Origin of the sequence: Salinilacustrithrix flava, from assembly GCF_041228405.1 — a bacterium.
GTDB lineage: Bacteria > Actinomycetota > Acidimicrobiia > Acidimicrobiales > Salinilacustritrichaceae > Salinilacustrithrix > Salinilacustrithrix flava.
Genome location: NZ_CP133888.1, coordinates 968,695 through 992,100 on the forward strand (window position 1 = coordinate 968,695; position 23,406 = coordinate 992,100).

The window sequence follows — 23,406 nt, forward strand, 5'->3', positions numbered from 1 at the left end:
CGGAACCAGTCGCGACGGCACCGCTCAGCCGAGCGTGCCCTCCCTCACCTCGATGCCGAGTGCGGTCAGCTTGGCCCGGCTCCGCTCGACGATCAGCGGGTACGTGCCCAGGTAGTACGGCAGCGCCGCGCACGCCTGGTTCACGGCCGCGCCGCGTGCCCGGAGGACCAGTGCGTCGTCCGCCTCGATCAACGCCAGGAAGGCCGCCGCCGAGCCCTCGTCGAACAGCGGCGACCACACCACCTGCGCGTCCACGGCGGGATCGCCCGCGCATGCCGATCCCCAGTCGACCAGGCCCGACAGCGACCCGTCCGTGACGATGCAGTTGCCCTCCAGGTCGCCGTGCACCCACACGGCCGGACCGGGGTGGGGCGGGGCGGCCAGCGCCTGCTCCCAGACGGACAGCGCGGCGTCGGCATCGACCAGGTGGCGAGCGCCGTGGATGGCCCGGCGCGTCTCGCGGTCGTAGGCCGCCAGCGGTCGGGCGCGGTTGTGCGCGGGCGGCGCCCCCTGGGCCGGGACCGACCGGAGCTCGATCACCGTGCGGGCCAGGTCGGCGGCGAAGGCGCCCGCATCGCCGATCCGGCCCGGCCCGGCCGGATCGCCGGGCAGCCAGCGGTGCACGGCCCAGCGGAACGGGTACTCCTCGCTCGGCTCACCGACCGCGACGGGCGTGGGGACGGCGACCGTCAGGTGCGGCGACAGCTGCGGGAGCCACCGGGCCTCCTTGTCGGGTTGGCCCGCTGCCCACCCGATGCGCGGGAGCCGCACGACCAGCTCATCACCGAGGCGCCAGATGGCGTTGTCGGTGCCCCACGGCTCCACGATCCGCAGGGGCAGCTCCGCGAGCGCCGGCAGCTGCGCGACGAGCAGGCGGTGGACGAGCGCCTCGTCCACCGGGACCTCGTCGTGATGCATCCGAGCCGCCACGCGACCGAGTCTCTCCGGTCCGATGCGGCGACCGGGAACGAGATCCGGGAACGCCGGCGTTCACCCCAGGCGGACCGGAAGTCCGTCGAGGTAGGCGGCGAGCTGCCGGTGGGCGATCGCACGCTCCTCGGCCGGGTCGAGCCCGATGGCGAGGGGGCGGCAGAAGCGGATGGCGGCCAAGGCGATGTCGGTCGCGGTGACGTCGTGGTCGATCGCACCGTCGCGTCGCGCCCGGTCGATCAGGCGGTCGAGGACGTGCTGCGCCGCGGCTCGCCGGTCCGGCCAGTCCGTGCGGTCGAGCAGTGCGTGGACGACGTTGACCACCCCCAGGCCGCTGTCGACGGCATCGTGCAGGTAGCGCCGGAGCGCCTCGCCCCCCGACGTCGACTCGGCCAGCGCGGCCTCGCCCCGCTCGACCGTGCGGTCGATCACGTCCAGGGCCACGGCCCGCAGGAGCGAGTGACGGTCGGGGAAGTGCCGGTACAGGGTGCCGATGCCGACGCCGGCCCGCTCGGCGACGGCGTCGCGCGACGGCTCACCCCCGAGCTCGAGGATCAGGGCGATGGCCGCATCGAGGAGCCGGCGGCGGTTCCTCCGGGCATCGGCCCGCAGCGGTCGCTCGGCCGGGCTCGGGGTTGCATGCTGCATGAAACGGAGTATATTGCTCCGCTTACAGGCGGGCTCGGAGCCCGGGAGGGACGTCGTGGTCAACCAGCAGGGCACGGGCGCAACGAAGTCGATCGCCGAGGCGATCGCTGAGTCAGGCGACACCGAGCACGTCCCCGTGACGTTCGACAGCTGCGACCACGTCGAGGGGCCGTTCTTCCATGGGACCAGGGCGACCTTCATGGACGGCGACCTCATCGTCCCCGGCCACCCGTCGAACTACCACGACGGTCGGGTCGCGAACCACGTCTACTTCGCCGCGCTGCTCGAGCCGGCCGTCTGGGCAGCCGAGCTGGCCACGGCGCTCGCCGGGGACGAAGAGCGGGGGCGCATCTACGTGGTGGAGCCCACGGGCCCGTTCGAGGACGACCCCAACGTCACCGACAAGCGGTTCCCCGGGAACGTGACCCGGTCCTACCGGACCCGTGACGCCGTGCGCGTCGTCGAGGAGGTCGAGGCCTGGGACGGCCATGCCCCCGAGGTGCTGCAGGGGATGCTCGACAACCTCGCTCGGCTCCGAGCCCAGGGCCTCGACGTCATCGAGGACTAGCACCCTGCCGGCGGGTCGCCCTTCCTCCGCCGGCGCTCGCCGACCGGGGGGCGGCGCTCGGCCGCGACCAGGAGGTCGAGCACCTCGCCGATCGTGGGCGCGCGTCCGACGTCAGTCGGGAGCGGGAGGTGCTCCTGGATGTGGTATCGGTTCCGGCGGCCGTCCCGCTCCTTCACGAGGTAACCCCCGTCGGCGAGGTCGGTGACGATGCCGAACGCGGTCCGCTCCGTCACGTCCAGGGATACGGCGAGGTCACGCAAGCGGGCGTCGGGCTGGGCAGCCACGGCCAGGAGCACGCGCGCGTGGTTGGTGAGGAAGCTCCAGCTCGGCATGGCTTCATCGTAATCCAATACTAGAAAAGAATTGCGATTGTTTACCCCTCACGGTACCGTGGGGCTTCGTTCCGTGACCGATCGGCCGCCGCCGGTGGTCGCCGTTCCCGGGGCTCGACTCTTCGAAGGCAACGTCCACATGAGATCCCGCACCTCCCGGCTGCTCAGCCGCTCCCTCCTCGCCCTGGGCGCCGCCTCCCTCGTCATCGGGACGCTGCCCGCCGGCGCCGCCACGGCCGTCGGCCTCGGTACGGCGAACGAGTTCTCCGTGCTCGCCGGCTCCACGGTCACCAACACCGGGCCGACCACCGTCACCGGCAGCCTCGGCGTCAGCCCCGGCACCGCCATCACCGGCTTCCCGCCCGGCATCGTCGGCGGCACCATCCACAGCGCAGACGCAACCGCCGCGCAGGCGCAGACCGACACCACCACCGCCTACAACACCGCGGCCTCCCAGACCCCCGCCACCGCCGTGGCCGTCGAGCTCGGTGGCCGGACGCTCGAGCCCGGCGTGTACCGCAACGGAACCCTGGGCATCACCGGCACGCTCACGCTCGACGCGCAGGGCGACCCCGACGCCGTCTTCGTCTTCCAGGCGGGCAGCACCCTCATCACCGCGAGCGGCAGCCGGGTCAACATGATCAACGGCGCCCAGGCCTGCAACGTCTTCTGGCAGGTCGGCAGCTCGGCGACGCTCGGGACCTCCACCCAGTTCGTCGGCACGGTGCTCGCCCTCACCTCGATCACCGCCGACAACGGCGCCACGGTCCAGGGACGCCTGCTCGCCCGCAACGGCGCGGTCACCCTCGACAACAACGTCATCACCACCACCGCCTGCGCCACAGCGACGACCACGACCGCACCGACCACCACGACGACCACCGCTGACACCAGCACGACCGTCGCCCCCACGACCACCACCGCCGCGCCGACCGCCACCACCGCCCCGACCACCACGGAGGCGAGCGGGCCCACTCCGTCCACCACGCCCACGACGGCGACGCCCGCGACGCTCACCGGCGGCGGAGGCGGCACACCCACGACGTCGCTGCCTCGGACCGGCTCCGGCCTCACGGTCCTCGCGATCGGTGGCGCGGTCGCCCTCCTGCTGGGTGCCGCGATGGTGCGCCGCTCCTCGACGATCTAGCCCTTCCAGGCCGGGGTTCGAGGTGACAGATGGGCCCTGTGGTTGATGGTCATGCTGCTTGGCGGCGGCGGTGGGTGTCGAGGATCTCGGAGGGCTTGCGGCCGGCCATGTAGTCGCCGTGGTTGCGTCGCCGCGTGTTGTAGCGGATCAGCCAGGCGTTGGCTTCGGCCTGGAGCTGGCGGACCGAGTTGAAGTGGCGTCGGTGGAACGCTGGCCGCCAGCACTCCTGGAGCATCGTGCCCTGGAACCGTTCGCACACGGCGTTGTGGTTCGGTGAGCGGGGCGGGATCCGGACGTGGTCGATGCCGATCTCGGCGAGGTGGTGCCGGAACGCGAGTCCCTTGTACTCGGGTCCGTTGTCGGACAGCACCCGCCGGAGCGGGATCCCAAGGCGGCGCATCGTGGTGCGGACGTGGTCGATGAAGCGGATCGTGTCGGCGGTGGTGACCGGCCCGATGATGAGCTTCACGATCGCCCATCGGGTGCAGGTGTCCACGGCGGTGAGTTGGTACACCTTGCCCACGCCTTTGAGGTTGCCGATGTAGAAGCTGTCCACGGCCACGAGATCGCCAGGGTGGCCGGCCCAGTGGCAGAACCCGAACGGCTCGCCCAGCGCTTCGGTGACCGGTTCGGTAATGATCCCGGCCAGCGCAGCGATTGCCGCAGCCCGGGCGATGCGTTGGCGGCGCCGACCCAGGCCGTGGTCGACCAGAATCCGCTGCACGGTCGTCTTGCCGATCTCATAGCCCAGCTCCTGGAGCCGGTCGGCGAGCTGGCGGCAGCCGAGCGTCGGCTCGACTACGGCAACGGCGAGCAGGTCGGCGACCACGTGGGTCGGGGTCTCGCTGGGCTGGGCCGGGCGGCGCCGGTCTCTGGGCCACAGCGCCTCGAGCCCGTAGAGCTCGGAGGTGTTCTTCCATTCGTAGTAGCGGGTGCGGGACACGCCGATCTGGCGGCAGGCGGCGGAGATGTTGCCGAGTTCTTCAGCGAGATCAAGCAACCGGACGCGCCGGTGGTAGATGATCTCTGCAGAGGTGGTCATGGTGATGGGTTCCTTTGGATCTGTGGAAGGAACCACAGGGTCCATCACCAGGCCCCTCTGTAGAGGGACCTGCAACCTCAACCCCCGGACAGCAAGATCTAGCCGGCGAGGCGACGGGCGATCACGCCGGCCATGTGGGCCGCGTGGCGCTTGGCCCGCTCGGCCTGCGACCCGGACCAGCCGCGGTCGACCGACTCGACGAAGAGCCGGTACCACCGGTCGAACAGCTCGGGCTCGAAGGGCTGCTCGGCGTGCACTCGCTGGTGCGCGGCCAGGATGCGCCCGTCGTAGCTCGGGTGATCCAGCAGCACGCGGCACCAGTAGCCGATGAGCCGCGGGATGTGCTCGGCCCAATCGACCTCGGCGACCTCACCGAAGACGGGCCCGAGCAGGTCGTCGAAGGCGACCTCCCGGTAGAAGTGGACGACCAGGTCGTGGATCGCGGCGCGGTCGTCCAGATCGGGCACGGGCTACGCCGTCAGCTCGGCAGCGAAGGACCGGGCGACCGCCTCCGCGAGCTCGATCGCCGTCCGGCAGCCGGCCAGCTCCTCGATGTCGGGCTCGCCGAGCGTCCGCTCGCCGAACTCCTCTGCCACCACATCCCAGAACGACAGCAGGGCGAGGTCGTCGTCGAGGCCGAGGACCTCGACCGGCGTCGCCGGGTCCAGCCCGTCGCCGTCGTGGACCACCGTGGCGAGCAGCTCCAGCACGTCCTCGACGGTCACCGGGTCGCTGTGGCTGTGGGTCTCTGCCGGCATCCTCCTAGCGTAGTATTTGCATCACGCGCTAGAACAACGGATCTGACCACGTCCCCGATGCTCACGATGTCCGCACCTGACGGCGACCGGAGATGCGAGCCGAGCCCGAGGGCCGGCCCGGTGGCCCGGTTCCTGTGGCTGCTCGCCGGCCTCGGCTGCGTGGGGCTCGGCGGTCTCGGCGTCGTCGTCCCGGGCCTGCCGTCGACGATCTTCTTCATCGGCGCGGCCGCCTGCTTCACCCGGTCCAGTCCCCGGCTCGAGCAGTGGGTGCTGGGGCTTCCCGGCGTCGGCCAGATGGTGCGCGACCACCGCGCCGGGCTGGGCATGCCCCGCCGGGCCAAGTTCGCCGCCATCGCGTCGATCACCGGGTTCAGCGCGCTGGCGATCGCCGTCGCCTCCCGCCCTGCTGTCAGCATCGGGATCGGCGTGCTCGCTGCCATCGGCATCGCCGTCGTCGCCTGGCACGTGCCGACCCGCGAGCACGTCATCGAGGCCGGCCAGGGCGGACGTCAATGGTGATAGGCCTCCGGCATGGCTGACGTGACGCTCCCGGTCGGACTGGTCGAAGCCCGTCGCACTCCCGTGTTCGACTTCGAGTCCCTCCCGGCACCGCTCGCGACCTCCCACCGCACCACGGTGTGGGCCACCCTGCACGTGCAGGAGGGAGACGTCGACTACTCGGACCTGGAGGGTGACGAGCCCCGTCACGAGCGCCTCGAGGCCGGCGACAGCATCGTCATCCCGCCCGACGTGCTCCACCGCGTGGACCCCTCGACCGATGCACGGTTCCACCTGCAGTTCCACCGGGAGCCCGACGCCGGGATGGTCCCCGACCTGCACCCCGAGCCACCCCCTTCGCCCCGTGCCGCCGGGCCGTGGGAGCACCGGGGCCGGGACCTCGACGACCCCGACGAGATCTTCGAGATGGTCACCCGCCAGTACGCCGTGGTGGTCCAGGACGACGTCCTCGAGCCGTACTTCGCCACCGGTGGCGACTTCATCGACTGGCAGGCGCTCATCGGCAGCGTCGCCGACTTCTGGAACCACGCCCTGCTGTACGCCCCCGACTACCCCGTCGACCCGATCGAACGGCACCGCGAGGTCCACGAGCGCCGGGCGTTGACGCCGGAGGCGCTCGACCGCTGGCTCGAGATCTTCCACGAGACCGTCGACGCCGGTTGGACGGGACCGAACGCCGAGCGGGCCAAGAAGCGCGGCACCGGTGTGGCATGGGCCATGGCGCAGCGATTGCTGGGCAAGGGCGCCTGGCGGCCCGGAGCCGGCTGAGCGGGTACGGCCACCCGTCGACCAGGGAACGGGTGCAGACCGACGGCAGGCGTGGTAGTGCACCAGGCATGACCCTCACGCAGATCCAGGCGCTCTCGGTCGGCGATCGCTCGTACCGGTACCACCCGATCGCAGACATCGACCACGGCGATGTGGCCGGTCTGCCGTACTCGCTCAAGGTGCTGCTCGAGAACCTGGCGCGCCACGCCGGCGCGGCGACGGTCTCCGATGACGACGTCGCGGCGCTCGCCGCGTGGGACCCACAGGCCGCGCAGCCACGGGAGCTGGCGTTCACCCCCGCCCGCATCCTCCTGCAGGACTTCACCGGCGTCCCGGCCGTGGTCGATCTGGCCGCGATGCGCGACGCCATCGAAGCCCTCGGAGGCGACGCCTCCTCGGTGAACCCGCTGGTGCCGGTCGAGCTGGTCATCGACCACTCCGTGGTCGCCGACGTGTGGGCGAGCGATGATGCCTTCGCCCGCAACGTGGAGATCGAATACGAGCGCAACCGTGAGCGGTACCAGTTCCTCCGATGGGGCCAGCAGGCCTTCGACGGCCTCACCGTCGTCCCGCCCGGCACCGGCATCTGCCACCAGGTGAACCTCGAGCACCTGGCCCGCGTCGTGTTCGTCGACGACGACGGCATGGCCTACCCCGACACCCTCGTCGGCACGGACTCGCACACACCGATGGTGAACGGCCTCGGCGTGCTCGGCTGGGGCGTCGGCGGCATCGAAGCCGAGGCGGCGATGCTCGGTCAGCCGATCTCGATGCTCACCCCACGGGTGGTCGGCTTCGAGCTCACCGGCGAGCTGCCCGAAGGGTCGACCGCCACCGACCTCGTGCTGACCGTCACCGAGCTGCTGCGAGGGCACGGCGTGGTGGGCAAGTTCGTCGAGTTCCACGGGCCCGGCGTCTCCGCGGTGAGCCTGGAGAACCGGGCGACGATCGGCAACATGACGCCCGAGTACGGCGCCACGTGCGCGATCTTCCCGATCGACGCCGAGACGCTGCGCTACCTCCGCTTCACCGGCCGAGCTGACGAGCAGGTCGCGCTCGTGGAGGCCTACGCGAAGGAGCAGGGCCTGTGGCACGACCCGAGCACCACCGCCCGGTACTCCGAGCACCTGTCCCTCGACCTGTCCACCGTGGTGCCGAGCCTCGCCGGCCCTGCGCGACCGCAGGACCGCGTGCCCCTCGACCGCTCGAAGGCGATGTTCGCCGATGCGCTCGCCGACATCGCCGACCGGCGCGGCACCGGCGGTGGCCCGAAGCCCGGCGTGCCGGCCCAGCAGCAGCCGGTCGAGGTGCGCACCGGCGTGGACGAGGCCTCGGCCGAGTCCTTCCCGGCCAGCGACCCCCCGGCGCTGGACGGTGACGAGCCCGCTCCGGAGCCCGAGCGGGCGCCGAGGGACCACGACGGCCACCAGCACGTGGCGTCGCCGCGCGTCACGGTCGAGCGAGGAGAGGAGACCTTCGAGCTCAGCGACGGCTCGGTGGTCATCGCCGCCATCACCAGCTGCACCAACACGTCGAACCCGTCGGTCATGGTCGCCGCCGGCCTGCTGGCGAAGAAGGCCGTGGAGCGCGGCCTGCGGACGAAGCCGTGGGTGAAGACCACGCTGGCGCCCGGGTCCCAGGTGGTCACCGACTACTTCGAGCGGGCCGGGCTCACGCCCTACCTCGACGAGCTCGGCTACCAGCTCGTCGGCTACGGCTGCACCACCTGCATCGGCAACTCGGGGCCGCTGGCCCCGGACATCTCCGCTGCCATCGGGGAAGGTGACCTGGCGGTGGTGTCGGTGCTGTCCGGCAACCGCAACTTCGAAGGCCGCATCCACCCCGAGGTGCGGATGAACTACCTGGCCTCACCGCCGCTGGTGGTGGCCTACGGCCTCGCCGGCCGGATGGACGTCGACCTGTTCAGCGAGCCCCTCGGCACCGGCGACGACGGCGAGCCTGTCCATCTCCGCGACATCTGGCCGACGCCGGCGGAGGTCCAGGAGGTCATCGACGCCGCGCTCGAGACCGAGATGTTCACCCGGCGCTACGCCGAGGTCTACGAGGGCGACGAGCAGTGGCGCTCCCTCCCGCTGTCGAGCGGCGACCGCTACGAGTGGAGCGAGGACTCCACCTACATCCGCCAGCCCACCTTCTTCGACGGGATGGGGCCGAAGCCGGCGCCGATCACCGACGTGGAAGGCGCACGGGTGCTCGCGCTGCTCAGCGACAGCGTGACCACCGACCACATCTCCCCCGCCGGCGCGATCGAGGCCGACGGCCCAGCGGGGAGCTGGCTGCAGGACCAGGGCGTGCCGGTCGAGGAGTTCAACTCCTACGGCTCCCGGCGCGGCAACCACGAGGTGATGGTGCGGGGCACGTTCGCCAACATCCGGCTCCGCAACCAGCTGGCGCCGGGCACGGAGGGCGGTGTCACGACCCACCAGCCGAGCGGCGAGCAGATGACCATCTACGAAGCGGCCGAGCGCTACCGCCGCGACGGCGTGCCGCTCGTGGTGCTGGCCGGTGCCGAGTACGGGTCCGGCTCGTCGCGCGACTGGGCGGCCAAGGGCACCCTGCTGCTCGGTGTCCGTGCGGTCATCGCCACGTCCTTCGAGCGGATCCACCGGTCGAACCTGATCGGCATGGGGGTGCTACCCCTCGAGCTCGTGGGCGGCCAGGACGCCTCCTCGCTCGGCCTGACCGGCCGCGAGGTCATCGACATCCGCGGGCTCGACGGACGGTCGGAGGAGGACCTGATCGGGGCGACGCTTTCCGTCGAGGCCGACGGCACGACGTTCGAGGTGCGCACCCGCATCGACACCCCGATGGAGGCCGCCTACTACCGCCACGGCGGCATCCTGCAGTACGTGCTGCGCGACCTCGCCAGCTGAGTAGGCGCTCAGCCCCGCCAGTAGTCGTTCGCCGCCGCGACGGTGGCGAACTCGATCGCCACGACGTGCCCCGCCGCGGTGAGGGCGCTCGGGTCGTTGGCGTACAGCGCACGCACGCCCTGACGAGCGTCGGCGTCAGGTTGGATCGCGCCGATGGTCTTGCGAGCCATCATGATCGCCAGCTCCCGACCCTCCTCGGGCGTCGCGGTGATCAGGGTGTTGTCGGGGATGAGTGGCATGTGTCGACCTCCAGGTCGGAGACGGATGGGGCGGGGATGAGCGGGGCCTCGGGCCTAGCCCACCTCGAGGGTCGCGACCATGCCGCCCTCCTGGTGGCCGGGCACGTCGCAGTAGAGGGTGTAGGTGCCGGCGTCGAGATCGACGCTGCCCTCGTCGACGTCACCGTTGGCGTCCACCGTCAGCTCGAAGTCGTCCACGCCCTCGACGAGGAGGGTGTGCTCGATGACGCCCTCGTTCTCGTACACGACATCGATGGTCCCGGCGTCGGCCTGGTAGGTGTCCTCGGGGAAGGCGATGTCCTCGGCGATCACGGTGAGCTCGCTGCCACCGGAGCCGCCGTCGCTCGCCGGTGTCGCGGCATCGTCGTCATCGCCACCACAGGCGGTCAACGCCAGGGCCAGCACGCCGGCCAGGGCCATCGTTCGTCGGACCTGCATCATCGAACCTCTCTTGTCGTTGTCGTCATGGTCGTCTCGGTCATGGTGCTCGCACCGGGCCGGCGGCGGACGTCGCCCCGCTCCGGGCCGGCGCCGACCTCAGAAGAGGCCGAGCTCCAGTCGGGCCGCCTCGGAGATCCGGGCTCGGTTCCAAGGCGGGTCCCACACGATCGTCACGTCGACCTCGTCGACGCCGGCGACCCGCTGCACGGCGGCTTCGGCGTCGCGTGCGATGACGTCGCCCATGCCGCAGCCGGGCGCCGTCATCGTCATGTCGATCTCGATGCAACGCCGACCGTCATCGAGGGCGACCTCGTCGCAGCGGTACACCAGGCCGAGGTCGACGATGTTGATCGGGATCTCCGGGTCGTAGACGCCTCGCAGGGCGGCGGTGACGTCGGCGAAGTCGAACGTGCCGGTCTGGCGCGTGACGCGCACCGCGGTCTCGGGTGCGGGATCGAGGCCGAGCGCATCCGCGTCGGCGCCGTCGATGCGCAGCAGGGTGCCCATCTGGGTCCGGACGGTGACGCTCGACCCGAGCCGTTGGGTGATCTCGACCTCGCCGCCGGCCGTGAGCGCGACGCGCTCGCCGTGGGGCACGGTGAGCGCCTCGCAGTCGCGCTGGAGGATCGTGGGGTGCCAGGTCTGGGTCATGCGGTGCCCTCCGGGCCGAACCAGCCCGCGATCTGGTCGCGGAGCGACGGTGGATCGATGCGTTCGACGAGGGTGCGGGCGAAGGCACCCACCAGCACGTCCCGTGCCTCGGCACGGGGGATCCCCCGGCTGCGCAGGTAGAAGAGCGCATCGTCGTCGAGGCGCCCGGTGGCCGAGCCGTGGTTCGCCCGGACGTCGTCGGCGAAGATCTCCAACCACGGCCGGCTGTCCGCCTGACCCGTGGGGTGCAGCACCAGGCTGTCGGTGCGCTGGTGGGCGACGGTGGCGACCGTGTCGGGCCGCACGATGGCGTGCCCGCTCGAGGTCACCCGGGCGCGCTCGGGGACGACGCTGCGCACGGTGAGGTCGCTCGTGCAGCGGGACGCGAGGTGGTCGACGGTGACGGCGTCGTCGTGCCGCGCCCCGATCCCGGGAGCGAGCAGGGCGGTGACCGTGCACGACGCCTCCGGCTCCCGGAGCAGCGCCACCGTCGTCAGGCGCGAGATGGCGCCACCGCGCGACAGGGCGGTGACCGATGCGTGCGCACCTGCGTCGTGGTGGAGCTCGAGGCGCCCGACGTGCACCGCATCGGTGGCCTGCTCCTGGACCCGGTGCACGTCCGCGTGCGACCGGGCCGACAGACGGACGGTGGTGGAGGCGTTCGTGAAGCCACCTCCGTCGAGGCTCACATGGCTCTCGACGAGGTGGATGCGACCGCCGACGCCGACGTCGACGACGAGCCGGGGGTGGGACACGCTGGCGCCCGTGCTGACGTGCACGACGTGCACCGGCTCCCGCAGGTCGGCGTCGTCCGCCACGAGCAGGTAGAGCACGTCCTGCGATGCCGAGCGGTTCAGCGCCTCGAAGCCGTCGGGCGGGTCCCCGGCCGGGGTCGTCAGCTGGAGGCGGACCCGGGCGGACAGGTTGTGCGTGGTCCCGAACCACAGGCCGGTCGGGAGGGCATCGGTCGAGAGCGCCGGGACGTGGACGCCGTCCACGTGCACGATGCGCACGGGACCGTGCTGGCCGGCGAGGCGGTCGATGTCGTCCCGGGTGACCTCCCGCTGCCGCGGCGGGGCCTCGGGCAGCGCATCGAGGTGACGGCGGACCTCGGTGACCGGCGTGTAGCGCCAGTCCTCCTCCCGTCCGGTGGGGAGCCCGTGCTCGCACAGCCACGTGCGGGCGTGGACGGCCTCCTCGGTCATGACGTCGTCCGCTGCGACCGTCATGCCGGGATCCGATCGGTGACCCCGACGTACCCATCCGCCTCGAGCTCGTTGGCCAGCTCGGGGCCACCGGAGCGGACGATGCGACCGCCGTCGAGGACGTGGATGCGATCGGGCCGGACCAGCTCGAGCAGGCGCGGGTAGTGGGTGATGACCAGCATCGAGCGGTCCGGTCCTCGCAACCGTTCGATGCCCCGGGCGACGATGCGCAGCGCGTCGATGTCGAGGCCCGAGTCGGTCTCGTCGAGGATGGCGAGGCGGGGCTGGAGCATCGACATCTGCAGGATCTCGTTGCGCTTCTTCTCCCCGCCGGAGAAGCCCTCGTTCACCGACCGGCTGAGGAACGCCGGGTCCATGTCGAGTGCCGTGAGGTGCTCGCGTGCGACCGAGAGGAAGTCGGTCGCGGAGACCTCGTCCAGCCCGTGGGCCCGGCGGATGGCGTTGAGCGACGTGCGCAGGAAGTACGCGTTGCCGACGCCGGGCAGCTCCATCGGGTACTGGAAGGCCAGGAAGAGGCCGGCGGTGGCGCGGTCCTCGGCTTCGAGGGCCAGGAGATCGGTGCCGTCGAGGGTGGCCGTCCCCCGGACCTCGTAGCCGTCGCGGCCGGCGAGCACGTTCGACAACGTGCTCTTGCCCGCTCCGTTCGGTCCCATGACGGCGTGGACCTCGCCGGCGGGGAGGTCGAGGTCGAGGCCGGTGAGGATCTCCTTGCCGTCGATCGATGCGTGCAGGTCGCGGATGCGCAGCATCAGCCCACCGCTCCTTCCAGGCTCAGGCGCATCAAGGCGTGGGCCTCGACCGCGTACTCCATGGGCAGCTCGTCGAAGACCTCCCGGCAGAAGCCGTTGACGATCATGGACGTGGCGTCCTCCTCGCCGAGGCCTCGCTGGCGGCAGTAGAAGAGCTGGTCGTCGCTGATCTTCGAGGTCGAGGCTTCGTGCTCGACCTGGGCCGAGTCGTTCTTGACCTCGATGTAGGGGAACGTGTGGGCGCCGCACTCGGACCCGATGAGCAGCGAGTCGCACTGCGTGTGGTTGCGCGCCCCGGTGGCGGAGCGCAGCACCTTCACCAGGCCCCGGTAGGTCTGCTGCGCCCGACCGGCCGAGATGCCCTTGGACACGATGGTGCTGCGGCTGTTCTTGCCGATGTGGATCATCTTCGTGCCGGTGTCCGCCTGCTGGCGGCCGGTCGTGACCGCCACCGAGTAGAACTCGCCGACCGAGTCGTCGCCCTGGAGGATCACGCTGGGGTACTTCCAGGTGATGGCGGAGCCGGTCTCGACCTGGGTCCAGGAGATCTTGGCCCGGTGCCCGCAGCGCCCCCGCTTGGTGACGAAGTTGAAGATGCCGCCCACGCCGTTCTCGTCGCCCGGGTACCAGTTCTGCACGGTCGAGTACTTCACGTCGGAGTCGTCGAGCGCCACGATCTCGACCACGGCGGCGTGGAGCTGGTTCTCGTCGCGCATGGGGGCGGTGCAGCCCTCCAGGTAGCTCACCGTCGCACCCTCCTCGGCCACGATCAGGGTGCGCTCGAACTGGCCGGTCTCGGCCGCGTTCATGCGGAAGTAGGTCGACAGCTCCATCGGGCACCGCACGCCGGCCGGGACGAAGCAGAACGAGCCGTCGGAGAACACCGCCGAGTTGAGCGCGGCGTAGAAGTTGTCGCGCGGGGGCACGACCGACCCGAGGTACCGGCGCACCAGCTCGGGGTGCTCCCGAACCGCCTCGGAGAAGGAGCAGAAGATGACGCCCGCCTCGGCGAGGGTCGCCTTGAACGTGGTGGCGACCGAGACCGAGTCGATGATCGCATCGACGGCGACGCCGGACAGCCGCTCCTGCTCGGCCAGGGAGATGCCCAGCTTGTCGAACGTCGCCCGGATCTCCGGGTCGACCTCGTCCAGGCTCGCCGGTGCCGGCCCCTTCGGCTTCGGCGCCGCCCAGTAGTGCATGTCCTGGAAGTCGATGGGCGGGTGGTGCACGTTCTGCCACGCCGGCGGCTCCAACGTCGTCCAGTGCCGGTACGCCGCGAGGCGCCACTCGAGCAGCCACTCCGGTTCGTCCTTCTTGGCCGAGATGAGCCGGACCACGTCCTCGTTCAGACCACGGGGGGCCAGCTCGGTGTCGATGTCGGAGTGGAAGCCGAACTCGTACGTGCGCTCGACGAGCTCCTGGACGATGTCGGTCATGCTGCGGCGGCTTCGTGGGCGCGCTCGCGCTCCTCGTTGCGGGTCGCGGCCAGGGTCGCACCGAGCATCCCGCCGAACCCTGGTCCGCCCCAGAACCCGGCGAAGGCACCGAGCCCTGCGGCCGCGATGAGGGAGGTGCCGGCGTTGAGGGCGATCGCCACCGTGAACCCGCCGACGACGAAGAAGCCGATCACCGTCCCGATCAGCGCGCCCCGCAAGGCGGCGCTCTCGGAGGTGATGCGCTCGATGGTCTCCACGATCTCGGTCATGACGCTCCTCAATTTCTCTAGTAGATGCTAGAACTATATCTCACCGCGATCGAACTTCTCCAGGAGCACCTGTGCGAGACACCCCCCGACCCAGCCCCACCCAGGACCTCGACTCCGTGGAGGAGATCGCCGAGATGGTCCGACGCTTCTACGCCGACGTCGCCATGGACGACCTGCTCGGCCCCGTCTTCGAAGACGTCGCCCAGGTCGACTGGTCCGAGCACCTGCCGAAGCTGACCGCGTTCTGGTCTCGGGCCCTGCTCGGTGAGCCCGGGTACGCGGGCAACCCGTTCCGTTCCCACGCCGAGATCCACGCCCGCTCGCCCTTCACCCCCGCCCACTTCCGGCGGTGGCTCACGCTGTTCCACGAGACCATCGAGCTCGGGTGGGTCGGACCCCGTGCCGACCGGGCCCGTGACCTGGCCGACGCCGTCGCGAGGGTGCACAGCGAGCAGCTGGTCGGGGAGGCCGTGACGCTGGACGACCGGCCTTCGGTGCCGGCCCGGCACGCTGGCTAGCGGCGCGGTTCGCCAGCGGAGGAGACGGCCTCGAGTCGGAGCTGGCGGATCAGCAGCGACCGCAGCTCGGCGCCGCGGACGAGGCACGTGCAGCTCTCGGCGCTCTCGTGGGTGGTCGACAGCAGCTCGTCGATGAAGTGCAGGAGCCGCTGCTGGCCGTGGCGCGCCAGCCGACGCTGGACTCCCTCGCCGTCACCCAGCTCGCGGTCGGCCACGTGCTCGACGAGCGCGTTCCGCAGGCGGCACACCTCGCCGTGGAGGGTGTCCACGTCGCCGTCGGTCGCAGCGCGCTGCACGGCGCGCGCGGCGTCGAGCAGGTCCAGCTGGCGGGGCGGATCGGTCATCATCCGACGCGGATCACGACCCGTCGGGCGTGACCGCGGGGAACAGCACGTTGTTCTCGAGGTGGACGTGCCGGTGGGTGTCCAGCTCCAGGTGCTCCAGCCGGTCGTACAGCGAGGCGTAGCTGGCGCAGCCGTCGGCGGGTGGCTGGTAGCCGTCCGTCACGGCTCGCAGGTCCTCCAGCAGCTCCCCGGCCCGATCGTGCTCGGTCATGAGCATCCGGACCGGGTTGGACAGCGTCCCGAACGGGAACGACCGCTGCCCGTCGGACCATGCCTCGATCGCCGGGAAGAGGATCTGCTCCTCCTTGGCCAGGTGGGGGACGAGGTCGTCGTGGATCTCGGTGACGAGCTCGGCGACGCGAGCCAGCTCCGGGTGGCGGGAGCCGTGGACGTCGCGCACCTTCTCGGCCAGCGCCACGAGGAGCGGCAGCTCCTCGTGCAGGTAGGCGTGGTGCGTGCCCACGATGTGGGCGACGAGGGCCACCGGCTCGAGCTGGTCCACGTCGGCACCGGCGTCGTCGACGACGGCGTCGAGCTCGTCGGCCACCACGACGGGGTCGAGTCCGGCCGCACCGGCCGCGTCGACCAGGGAGCGCTGCCCGTGGCAGCAGTAGTCGATGCCGAACCGCTCGAAGACCCGGGCCCGGGCGGGGCGCTCGGCGACCAGATCGCCCAACGTCCGATCGAGCTGACCGCGTGAGGCGTCGAGGGTGGTCATGGCGCTCCTTCCGAACGGCAGGCCGTTCTTCTAGTGACTGACAGAACAATAGTAGGAGCGCGACGTCGCCCGTCGTAGGGTCGAAGGTCCCGACGCCTATCGTCGCCCGGGTGCCCCCCGCCGATCGCCTCCGCTGGCTGCGACGCTCCGTCGCCGTCGCCCTCGTCCTCGCCCTCACCGCTGCCTGCTCGTCGGACGGCTCCGGCGACGAGCAGGCCGGGGACGACGCGACCGAGACCGAGACGGTCACCGCGTCCGACGCCGAGGACCGCGCCTACTACATCCTCCCGCCCGGCAACTACGGCGGCCTCCCGACCACCGATGACTCGCTCGACCAGCTCCCGCTCTACGACGGGCTGACGCCGCTCCGGGGCGACGTCACCGATGCCGACATCGACGAGCTCTTCCTCCCGATGGACTTCGAGCCCATCGGCGAGACCACCCCGCTCGACGTCGGCCGTGACGGCGCCACGGTCGTCTACGACGAGTACGGCGTCGCCCACATCGAGGGCGAGACCCGTGAGGACCTGGCCTTCGGCGCCGGGTACGTGAGCGTCCGCGACCGCGGCCTCCTGCTCGACTTCGGGCGGGGCCCGGCGCGCGCCGCGGTGGCCGACGTGCCCGGCATCGACGCCTTCTCGCTGGTGACCAGCGCCCAGGAGTTCATCCCGAGCGAGGCAGCCGAGCAGCTCGTGCGCGACCAGGTCGACCTCCTGGTCGAGACCTACGGCGAGGAGGGCGAGGAGATCGTCGCCGAGATGCAGGCCTACGCCGACGGCGCCAACGCGTACTACGAGGCGAACCCCGACGGCACCGAGCGGGCGCCGTTCACGGTCGAGGACGTCGTGGCCACCACGGCGTTCATCGGCTCGATCTTCGGCGCCGGTGGCGGCGGCGAGGCCGCGAACGCCGAGTTCCTCTCCACGCTGGAGAACCGCCTCGGACCCGACCGCGGCCGCCAGGCCTGGGAGGACCTCCTCCAGACCGACGACCCCGAGGCACCGACCACGCTCGAGGAGCGCTTCGACTACGGCACCTTCACCGGCGGCGACGTCGTCGGGTCGGTGGCGATCGACGAGGGCTCGATCATCTCCCTCGATCCCCGCGAGCCGGCCCCGGGGGCAGCGCCGCTCGTGGAGGGTGAGCAGGCCGCGTATCGGGTCGACGCCGCCGGCGATCCGCCCGACCGCCAGGCGTCGAACTGGCTCACCGTGGCCCCGGAGGCCTCGGCCGAGGGCACGACGCTGGGCGTCATGGGCCCCCAGCTCGGCTACTTCTACCCCGAGATCGTCATGCAGGTGCACCTGAGCGGGCCGGGCATCGAGGCCCAGGGCGCCGCCGTCCCCGGGCTGGCCATGTACCTGCTCATCGGCCGCACCCAGGACTACGCATGGAGCCTCACCTCCGCTGGCCTCGACGTGCGCGACGTGTTCGCCGAGCAGCTGTGCGAGCCCGACGGCTCCGAGCCCACCCGCGAGTCCGGGTCCTACCTGTTCGAGGGCGAGTGCACCCCGTTCGAGCAGTTCGAGGCCGGCACCCTCGGCGGCACGCCGATCCGCTACCCGGTGTCGGTGCACGGGCCGGTGATCGGCACGGCCACCGTCGACGGCCAGCCGGTGGCGCTCACCCGCCAGCGGTCGACCTTCGGCCGGGACGGACTGAACCTGGCCGCCCTGAAGTCGATGACCGAGGGCGACGCCGGCACCGCCGAGGAGTTCTGGGACTCGGCCAGCCGTTTCGGCTTCACCTTCAACTGGGGCTACGTGAACCGCGAGGAGATCGGCTACTTCGCCTCCGGCCGGCTGCCCGTGCGGGCCGAGGGGCTCGACCGGCGACTGCCGACCTGGGGCACGGGGGAGTACGAGTGGCAGGGCTTCCTCGAGCCCGACCAGCACCCCCACGCCGCCGGCCACCCCGACGACCGCCTCGTGAACTGGAACAACCAGTCCGCGCCAGGCTTCATGCACAGCGACACCGAGCTCTACGGCTCGGTCCACCGGGTGGAGAACTTCGACCAGTGGCCGGACCCGGTCACCCTCGCCGACGTCGTGTCGGTGATGAACCGGGCCGCGACCGAGGACGTCCGCGCCAGCCTGTGGCCGGTCGTCAGCGAGGTCCTGCAGGGCGGCGACGCGCCATCGGACCTGGCGGGTCAGGCGGTGGACATCCTCGACGGCTGGGTCTCCGACGATGCACCGCTGCTCGATGCCGACGAGGACGGCTCCTACGACGAGGCCGGCGCGCTCCTGCTCGACGAGCTCTGGCCGGCCATCGAACGCGCCGCGCTGGACCCGGTGTTCGGCGACATCCTCGACGCCGGCATCGCGCTCCGCGGCATCGACGGCGAGAGCGTCGTCGACAAGGACCTGCGCACGCTGCTCGGCCAGGACGTCGAGGGCCCGTTCCAGCTCGCCTACTGCGGCGAGGGCGACCTCGACGCCTGCCGGACCGACCTGTGGGCCGCCATCGATGCGCGAGTGGACGAGCTGGCCGGCGAGCGGGGGCCGGACCCGACGACGTGGCTGGGCGAGGCGCGGCGCGCCACCTTCACCCCCGGGCTCATCCCCGACGACTTCCGGGCCACCAACCGGCCGACGTACCAGCAGCTGCTGGAGCTGGCGCCCCGCTGATCAGCCGGCCGGCCGGGGCGCCGAGGTGGCGGACAGCACGTCCGCCACGGCGCTCCGGACCAGCTGGTCCCAGCCGGCGGCCGCGCCTCGCCAGCGTTCCGCGCCGGCTCGCGCCGCCCACAGCTCCTCCGCGTCGGCCCACGCGGCTGCTTCGACGGTGGCGAGCGACGTGCGGATGGCGAGGAGCGCGTCGCCGCCCTCGGCACCGGGCCGCTCGACGGCCCGGCTGAGCGCGCTGAAGGACCGCCACGCGCCGACGTCGCCGAGGACGGACGCGACGACGGCCTCGTCCCCGAGCACGGCGACCGGCAGGTAGACGCTGCTGCACGGCGTCCCCAGCGCCGCCCAGACCCGCAACGGCTCACCCGGATCGGACGGCAGGTCGGCGACCATCGACGCCGTGGTGCACTGGTAGTCGCGCACGTGCATGCACACGGTCACCCCGGACCAGTCGTCGTGCACGCCGTCGGGCACCGGGGTCGGATCACCCGTCGAACCGGGCTGGCCCCAGGGGCCGCCGCCGTGGTCGCGCAGGGCGGCCACGGCGTGGTGCGGGGTCACCGAGCTGCCGGTGGAGACGCAGCGGCGGGTGGCGGCCAGTCGGTGGTCGGCGATGCCGGTCGGTGCTGCCGGCGCCCGTCGCCCGTCCCAGTCCGTGCCGCGCTCGACGTCGTCGGAGGATCGCGTCCACTCGGTCGAGAGCGTGAGCCGGTTGGAGATGGCGGCACCCCCGCCGACGGGGGCGGCCACCCAGGACCGCCCGGAGGTCTCGAGCACCCAGCCGCCGTCGGGATCGACGATCAGGAACGACGACCAGTAGGGCTCGTCCGCACCTGCCTCCCCGCTGCCACCCTGACCGTGGGCGTCGAGCAGGTCGGCGATCACGTCCACCGCCCGGTCGGCCGTCGTCGCCCGCTCGAGACCGAGCCGGACGAGGTCCATGCCGACCAGCGCCTCGGGTGCGGCGTGGGGGTCGTCCACCGTCCACACCTTCTCGTTGCCGATGGCCACCCGGTGCTCGTTGACGCCGTGCTCCAGCCCCCACATCCACGTGGGCCGGGAGCCGAGGAGCGCGGCCGCGCCGGCATCGGGGATCGTCAGGTACGTGGCGGAGACCGACCCGCCCGGGTCGCGGCCGGGGAGCCACTCGAGGACCTGGGCCTCGTCGACGGGCCGGTCGCTGGACTTGGCGAACAGCATCCCGCCGGGGCGGCGCACGCAGAAGGTGTCGCACACGGCGGGGTCAGCCCCCGAGCGCGGCCAGGACCTCGGCGGCGACGCGCTGGCCGCTGTCGATGGCCCCGTCGATGTAGCCGGTCCAGTGCTCGGCGGTCTCGGTGCCGGCCCAGTGGATGCGCCCGATCGGTCGGCGCAGCGCCGGGCCGTAGACGGTCCAGGCGCCGGGTGGGAGGTGGGCGCCGTAGCACCCGCGGGTGAAGGGCTCGGCCGACCAGTCGCGGTCGACGTAGCCGGCGACGTCTCGGGCGCGCTCGCCCATCGCCCGGGCCAGCACGTCGACCACGACGTCGCGGCGCTCCTCCATCGTCTGCTCGCCGGCCGCCACCGCGGCGGGCCCCTCGAAGAAGCCGCTGATCAGGCCGGGGCGGCCCGCCGGCGGGGTGCAGTCGAAGGTGACGCCGATCGGTTCACCCGGGGCCAGGACCATGCCGGAGAGGCCCTCGTCGCGCCACCACGGCTCCTCGTAGAGGACGTGGAACTTCACGACCGAGCCCTGGGGCATGTGCTGGACCAGCTGGTCCCGCTGGGCTCCGAGCGGCGGGTCGTAGGCGATGCGGCCGGCCAGGGTCGGGGGCACGGCGACGACGACGCGGTCGGCGTCGAGCTCGGTCGGTCCCGCCGGGGCGCTGACCCCGATGCGGACGCCGTCGTCGTGCTGGGCGATCGAGGTGACGGCGTGGAAGAGGCGCATCGTGCCCTCGGGCAGGCGTGACGCCAGCTGCTCGGCCACCGGCTGCATCCCACCCTCGACCCGGTCCTGCTGGGCGCCGCCCTCGCTGTCGGTGAGCTTCGACCAGCCCCCGGCGGAGTGGAGGTAGTGGGCGGCGTGGAGCAGGGACAGCTGCGCGCTGGAGGCGGCGAACACCGCCTGCACGCCGACCTCGAACAGGCCGGCCACGCGCTCGACCACCCCACGGGTCCGCACCCACTCGGCGAGGCTCATGGCGTCCCACTCCTGCGCCCGCGGCGCGGACCACGGGGCCTCGAGCGGCACCTGCTCGGCGATCGCCTCGAGGGCGCCGACCAGCTCCAGGTACGAGGTGAGCTCGTCGTCGTCGAACCCGAAGGCCACGTTGGCCACCCGGCGGGCACCGTCGCCGTCGAGGATGACGTCGTCACCCGCCTCGGTCTGCGGGTAGGTCCGCAAGCCGAGCTGGTCCACCAGGGCCACGATGCGGTCTTGCCCGGGGCCGATCCACTGCCCGCCCAGGTCGATCCAGGTGCCCAGGTGCTCCTCGGTGCACGTGCGGCCTCCGACGCGGTCCCGCGCCTCGAGCACCACCACCGACCGGCCCGCGCCGGTGAGCTCCCGGGCGGCCGTCAGACCGGCGAAGCCGGCCCCCACGACGACGACGTCCACACGCTGGTCGGCCATGGCGGGCGACCTTATCGACCGTGGAACCGGGTCGTTCCGATGGCGAACCGGGTTGCCGAGCACGCCTCGGGGGCGTGTCCCGCGGCCCAGAACGAGCAGCCGTGCCGTCCGTCGAGGCGAGCGGGGCCAGACTGGCGGCAGACCACGAGCGGGGAGAACCCATGTCCAGCATGTACGGAGACGAGCACCGGGAGCTCCAGGACCGCTTCGACAGCCGGGCCCTGGCCGACACGCTGGAGGCGGTCACGGTCATGCCCGTGATCGACGAAGCCGCGAAGGCGTTCATCGAGTCCCGCGCCTTCTTCTTCCTCAGCACCGTGGACGGCGAGGGCCAGCCGACGGTGTCCTACAAGGGCGGAGCCCCGGGGTTCGTCCGGGTCGTCGACGACACGACCCTCGTGTTCCCGAGCTACGACGGCAACGGCATGTACCTCTCGATGGGCAACATCGCCGGTCAGGGGCGCATCGGTCTGCTGTTCATCGACTTCGAGACCCCGCACCGGGTCCGGATCCACGCCGAGGCCGAGCTGGTCACCGAGGGCGCACTGCTCGACAGCCACCCGGGGGCCGACCTCGTGGTCCGGGCGACGGTCACGCAGTCGTTCGTGAACTGCGGCCGGTACATCCCGAAGCGGGCCGTCCCGGACGCCACCCACCACCTGCCCGACGAGGAGGGCAACGTGCCGCTCGCGACGTGGAAGCGCATCGACCTCCTGCAGGACGTCCTGCCCGGGCGCGACCGGGGCCGGGCCGAAGCCGAAGCCGGCACCATCGGCGCCGACGAGTACGCGGAGAAGGTCGCTCGGGGCGACGTCTGACGTCTCCCGGGTCGGGCCGAGCGGAAGTGGTCACGACCGACCGGGCCCGCTCCGCGACACTGCTGCCATGGCCACGAACCCCTCCCCCACCACCGACACCGCCGGACCGACGACCGCCGCCGCGTTCGGGGCCAGCTTCGTGGATCAGATGCCGGTGGCGGACTTCGTCGGCGGCCGCTGGGGCGAGGCGCGCCTCGACCCGCTGCAGCCGCTGGCGCTCCACCCCGCCGCCCACGTCCTGCACTACGGCAGCGCCTGCTTCGAGGGGCTGAAGGCGCACCGCGGCGCCGACGGGACGGTGCGGGTGTTCCGCCTCGACCGGCACGTGGCCCGCATGCAGCGATCCGCCGAGGTGCTCGTGCTCCCGGTCCCGCCGGCGGACCTGCTCACGGGGATGATCGTCGATGCCGTCCGCGCCGGGCTCGACCAGGTGCCCGAGCCACCGGGCTCGCTCTACCTCCGGCCGATCCTCATCGGCGTCGACGCCAACATCGGCTCCGCCGCCCGACCGAGCGACGACGCCCTCCTCTACGTGCTGGCCAGCCCGGTCGGCGACTACTTCGCCGGCGGGCTCCGGGCGCTCGTGGTCGCCGTCTCCGGCCAGCCCCGCACGACACCCCAGTTCGGAGTGGTCAAGACCGGTGCGAACTACGCGATGGCGCTCGGGACGACCAGGCGAGCCAACGCCGAGCTCGGCGCCGACCAGGTGCTGTTCGCGCCCGGCGGCCGCGTCGAGGAGACGGGCGCATCGAACTTCCTCCTGATCGACGGCGAGCGGATCGTGACGCCCGAGCTCACCGATGCGTTCCTCCACGGGGTGACCCGGGACTCGCTCCTGCACATCGGCGCCGACCTCGGCTACGAGGTCGAGGAGCGCCCGGTCACCGTCGAGGACCTGGTGGCGTGGGCGGCTCGACCCGATGCCGAGGCGGCCCTGTCGGGCACGGCGGCGGCGCTGTCGCCCGTCGGCCAGCTGGTCCTCGACGGGGAGCGGATCGACGTCGGGACCGGGCAGGTGGGTCCCCACGCCGTCCGGCTGCGGGACGCCCTGCGCGAGGTGCAGACCGGGGTCCGCGCCGATCCGGGCGGGTGGCTCACCGAGGTCCGTCCCTGACCCGCTGAGGCCGGCACGGTCTGCCGGCGCCCC

The 23,406-nt window shown here is 72.0% G+C and carries 26 protein-coding genes; 9 read left to right on the forward strand and 17 right to left on the reverse strand.

Annotated features, from left to right (window positions below):
* Window positions 1-24 precede the first annotated feature (24 nt).
* Window positions 25-918 carry an aminoglycoside phosphotransferase family protein gene (locus RGQ06_RS04795; protein WP_432430567.1) on the reverse strand — a complete coding sequence of 298 codons (894 nt, stop codon included), beginning with the start codon at window positions 916-918 and terminating at the stop codon, window positions 25-27.
* Window positions 919-990: 72 nt separating this feature from the next.
* Window positions 991-1,578: a TetR/AcrR family transcriptional regulator gene (locus tag RGQ06_RS04800; protein ID WP_432430566.1), complete on the reverse strand. Its 588-nt coding sequence runs from the start codon at window positions 1,576-1,578 to the stop codon at window positions 991-993.
* A gap of 136 nt (window positions 1,579-1,714) precedes the next feature.
* On the opposite strand from RGQ06_RS04800, the gene arr reads away from it, so the two are divergent.
* Complete coding sequence (gene arr / locus RGQ06_RS04805) at window positions 1,715-2,146, forward strand: NAD(+)--rifampin ADP-ribosyltransferase (RefSeq protein WP_432430612.1); 432 nt, start codon at window positions 1,715-1,717, stop codon at window positions 2,144-2,146.
* Here arr and RGQ06_RS04810 read toward each other — a convergent pair.
* Complete coding sequence (locus tag RGQ06_RS04810) at window positions 2,143-2,478, reverse strand: helix-turn-helix transcriptional regulator (RefSeq protein ID WP_432430565.1); 336 nt, start codon at window positions 2,476-2,478, stop codon at window positions 2,143-2,145. The two genes, arr and RGQ06_RS04810, sit on opposite strands and share 4 nt — an antisense overlap.
* Window positions 2,479-2,617: 139 nt before the next feature.
* Between RGQ06_RS04810 and RGQ06_RS04815 the strand changes: the two genes are divergently transcribed.
* Window positions 2,618-3,625, forward strand: a complete 1,008-nt coding sequence (locus RGQ06_RS04815; RefSeq protein ID WP_432430564.1) for an ice-binding family protein — start codon at window positions 2,618-2,620, stop codon at window positions 3,623-3,625.
* 49 nt (window positions 3,626-3,674) lie between these two features.
* On the opposite strand, the gene RGQ06_RS04820 is transcribed toward RGQ06_RS04815, so the two are convergent.
* The 3 genes from RGQ06_RS04820 to RGQ06_RS04830 all read right to left on the reverse strand — a co-directional run bounded on the left by RGQ06_RS04820 (window position 3,675) and on the right by RGQ06_RS04830 (window position 5,425).
* A complete protein-coding gene (locus RGQ06_RS04820) occupies window positions 3,675-4,667 on the reverse strand; it encodes an integrase core domain-containing protein (RefSeq protein WP_432430660.1) in 993 nt (330 codons plus the stop codon).
* Between the two features lie 98 nt (window positions 4,668-4,765).
* Window positions 4,766-5,134 (reverse strand): group III truncated hemoglobin, encoded by a 369-nt coding sequence (locus RGQ06_RS04825; RefSeq protein ID WP_432427698.1) that lies wholly within the window; start codon window positions 5,132-5,134, stop codon window positions 4,766-4,768.
* A 3-nt stretch (window positions 5,135-5,137) separates the two neighbouring features.
* Window positions 5,138-5,425 (reverse strand): hypothetical protein, encoded by a 288-nt coding sequence (locus RGQ06_RS04830; RefSeq protein WP_432427697.1) that lies wholly within the window; start codon window positions 5,423-5,425, stop codon window positions 5,138-5,140.
* 120 nt (window positions 5,426-5,545) lie between these two features.
* Here RGQ06_RS04830 and RGQ06_RS04835 point away from each other — a divergent pair, with 120 nt between their 5' ends.
* From RGQ06_RS04835 to RGQ06_RS04845, 3 genes are all read left to right on the forward strand, one after another.
* Window positions 5,546-5,944 carry a YbaN family protein gene (locus tag RGQ06_RS04835; RefSeq protein ID WP_432427696.1) on the forward strand — a complete coding sequence of 133 codons (399 nt, stop codon included), beginning with the start codon at window positions 5,546-5,548 and terminating at the stop codon, window positions 5,942-5,944.
* A 12-nt stretch (window positions 5,945-5,956) separates the two neighbouring features.
* A complete protein-coding gene (locus RGQ06_RS04840) occupies window positions 5,957-6,712 on the forward strand; it encodes a DUF1971 domain-containing protein (protein ID WP_432427695.1) in 756 nt (251 codons plus the stop codon).
* 68 nt (window positions 6,713-6,780) lie between these two features.
* On the forward strand, window positions 6,781-9,606 hold the full coding sequence (locus tag RGQ06_RS04845) for an aconitate hydratase (protein ID WP_432427694.1): 2,826 nt from the start codon (window positions 6,781-6,783) through the stop codon (window positions 9,604-9,606).
* A gap of 8 nt (window positions 9,607-9,614) precedes the next feature.
* On the opposite strand, the gene RGQ06_RS04850 is transcribed toward RGQ06_RS04845, so the two are convergent.
* The 7 genes from RGQ06_RS04850 to RGQ06_RS04880 all read right to left on the reverse strand — a co-directional run bounded on the left by RGQ06_RS04850 (window position 9,615) and on the right by RGQ06_RS04880 (window position 14,617).
* Window positions 9,615-9,845 carry a hexameric tyrosine-coordinated heme protein gene (locus RGQ06_RS04850; protein ID WP_432427693.1) on the reverse strand — a complete coding sequence of 77 codons (231 nt, stop codon included), beginning with the start codon at window positions 9,843-9,845 and terminating at the stop codon, window positions 9,615-9,617.
* 54 nt (window positions 9,846-9,899) lie between these two features.
* Window positions 9,900-10,283, reverse strand: a complete 384-nt coding sequence (locus RGQ06_RS04855) for a plastocyanin/azurin family copper-binding protein (RefSeq protein ID WP_432427692.1) — start codon at window positions 10,281-10,283, stop codon at window positions 9,900-9,902.
* Between the two features lie 99 nt (window positions 10,284-10,382).
* Window positions 10,383-10,937, reverse strand: coding sequence for a putative Fe-S cluster assembly protein SufT (gene sufT / locus RGQ06_RS04860; RefSeq protein WP_432427691.1), 555 nt, complete (start codon window positions 10,935-10,937; stop codon window positions 10,383-10,385).
* Window positions 10,934-12,166 carry a SufB/SufD family protein gene (locus RGQ06_RS04865; RefSeq protein WP_432427690.1) on the reverse strand — a complete coding sequence of 411 codons (1,233 nt, stop codon included), beginning with the start codon at window positions 12,164-12,166 and terminating at the stop codon, window positions 10,934-10,936. Before RGQ06_RS04865 ends, sufT begins: the two co-directional genes overlap by 4 nt.
* Window positions 12,163-12,912 (reverse strand): Fe-S cluster assembly ATPase SufC, encoded by a 750-nt coding sequence (sufC, locus tag RGQ06_RS04870; RefSeq protein ID WP_432427689.1) that lies wholly within the window; start codon window positions 12,910-12,912, stop codon window positions 12,163-12,165. The genes RGQ06_RS04865 and sufC overlap by 4 nt, the downstream gene beginning before the upstream one ends.
* Window positions 12,912-14,348, reverse strand: a complete 1,437-nt coding sequence (sufB, locus tag RGQ06_RS04875) for a Fe-S cluster assembly protein SufB (protein ID WP_432427688.1) — start codon at window positions 14,346-14,348, stop codon at window positions 12,912-12,914. Before sufB ends, sufC begins: the two co-directional genes overlap by 1 nt.
* Window positions 14,345-14,617 carry a hypothetical protein gene (locus RGQ06_RS04880; RefSeq protein WP_432427687.1) on the reverse strand — a complete coding sequence of 91 codons (273 nt, stop codon included), beginning with the start codon at window positions 14,615-14,617 and terminating at the stop codon, window positions 14,345-14,347. Before RGQ06_RS04880 ends, sufB begins: the two co-directional genes overlap by 4 nt.
* Window positions 14,618-14,688: 71 nt before the next feature.
* Here RGQ06_RS04880 and RGQ06_RS04885 point away from each other — a divergent pair, with 71 nt between their 5' ends.
* A complete protein-coding gene (locus RGQ06_RS04885; protein ID WP_432427686.1) occupies window positions 14,689-15,135 on the forward strand; it encodes a group III truncated hemoglobin in 447 nt (148 codons plus the stop codon).
* Here RGQ06_RS04885 and RGQ06_RS04890 read toward each other — a convergent pair.
* Window positions 15,132-15,482 carry a hypothetical protein gene (locus tag RGQ06_RS04890; protein ID WP_432430703.1) on the reverse strand — a complete coding sequence of 117 codons (351 nt, stop codon included), beginning with the start codon at window positions 15,480-15,482 and terminating at the stop codon, window positions 15,132-15,134. The genes RGQ06_RS04885 and RGQ06_RS04890 overlap by 4 nt on opposite strands.
* 10 nt (window positions 15,483-15,492) lie before the next feature.
* Complete coding sequence (gene ric, locus RGQ06_RS04895; protein ID WP_432427684.1) at window positions 15,493-16,197, reverse strand: iron-sulfur cluster repair di-iron protein; 705 nt, start codon at window positions 16,195-16,197, stop codon at window positions 15,493-15,495.
* A 110-nt stretch (window positions 16,198-16,307) separates the two neighbouring features.
* On the opposite strand from ric, the gene RGQ06_RS04900 reads away from it, so the two are divergent.
* The gene (locus RGQ06_RS04900) at window positions 16,308-18,827 is read left to right on the forward strand and encodes a penicillin acylase family protein (protein ID WP_432427683.1); all 2,520 of its coding nucleotides are present in this window, start codon (window positions 16,308-16,310) and stop codon (window positions 18,825-18,827) included.
* Here the strand turns inward: RGQ06_RS04900 and RGQ06_RS04905 are convergent, their stop codons facing one another.
* Window positions 18,828-20,063: a hypothetical protein gene (locus RGQ06_RS04905; protein ID WP_432427682.1), complete on the reverse strand. Its 1,236-nt coding sequence runs from the start codon at window positions 20,061-20,063 to the stop codon at window positions 18,828-18,830.
* Between the two features lie 7 nt (window positions 20,064-20,070).
* Window positions 20,071-21,441, reverse strand: coding sequence for a flavin monoamine oxidase family protein (locus RGQ06_RS04910; protein WP_432427681.1), 1,371 nt, complete (start codon window positions 21,439-21,441; stop codon window positions 20,071-20,073).
* Between the two features lie 161 nt (window positions 21,442-21,602).
* On the opposite strand from RGQ06_RS04910, the gene RGQ06_RS04915 reads away from it, so the two are divergent.
* Together RGQ06_RS04915 and RGQ06_RS04920 are read left to right on the forward strand one after the other, a co-directional pair.
* Window positions 21,603-22,259 carry a pyridoxamine 5'-phosphate oxidase family protein gene (locus RGQ06_RS04915; RefSeq protein ID WP_432427680.1) on the forward strand — a complete coding sequence of 219 codons (657 nt, stop codon included), beginning with the start codon at window positions 21,603-21,605 and terminating at the stop codon, window positions 22,257-22,259.
* Between the two features lie 67 nt (window positions 22,260-22,326).
* Window positions 22,327-23,373, forward strand: coding sequence for a branched-chain amino acid aminotransferase (locus tag RGQ06_RS04920; RefSeq protein WP_432427679.1), 1,047 nt, complete (start codon window positions 22,327-22,329; stop codon window positions 23,371-23,373).
* The last annotated feature ends 33 nt before the right edge of the window (window positions 23,374-23,406 follow it).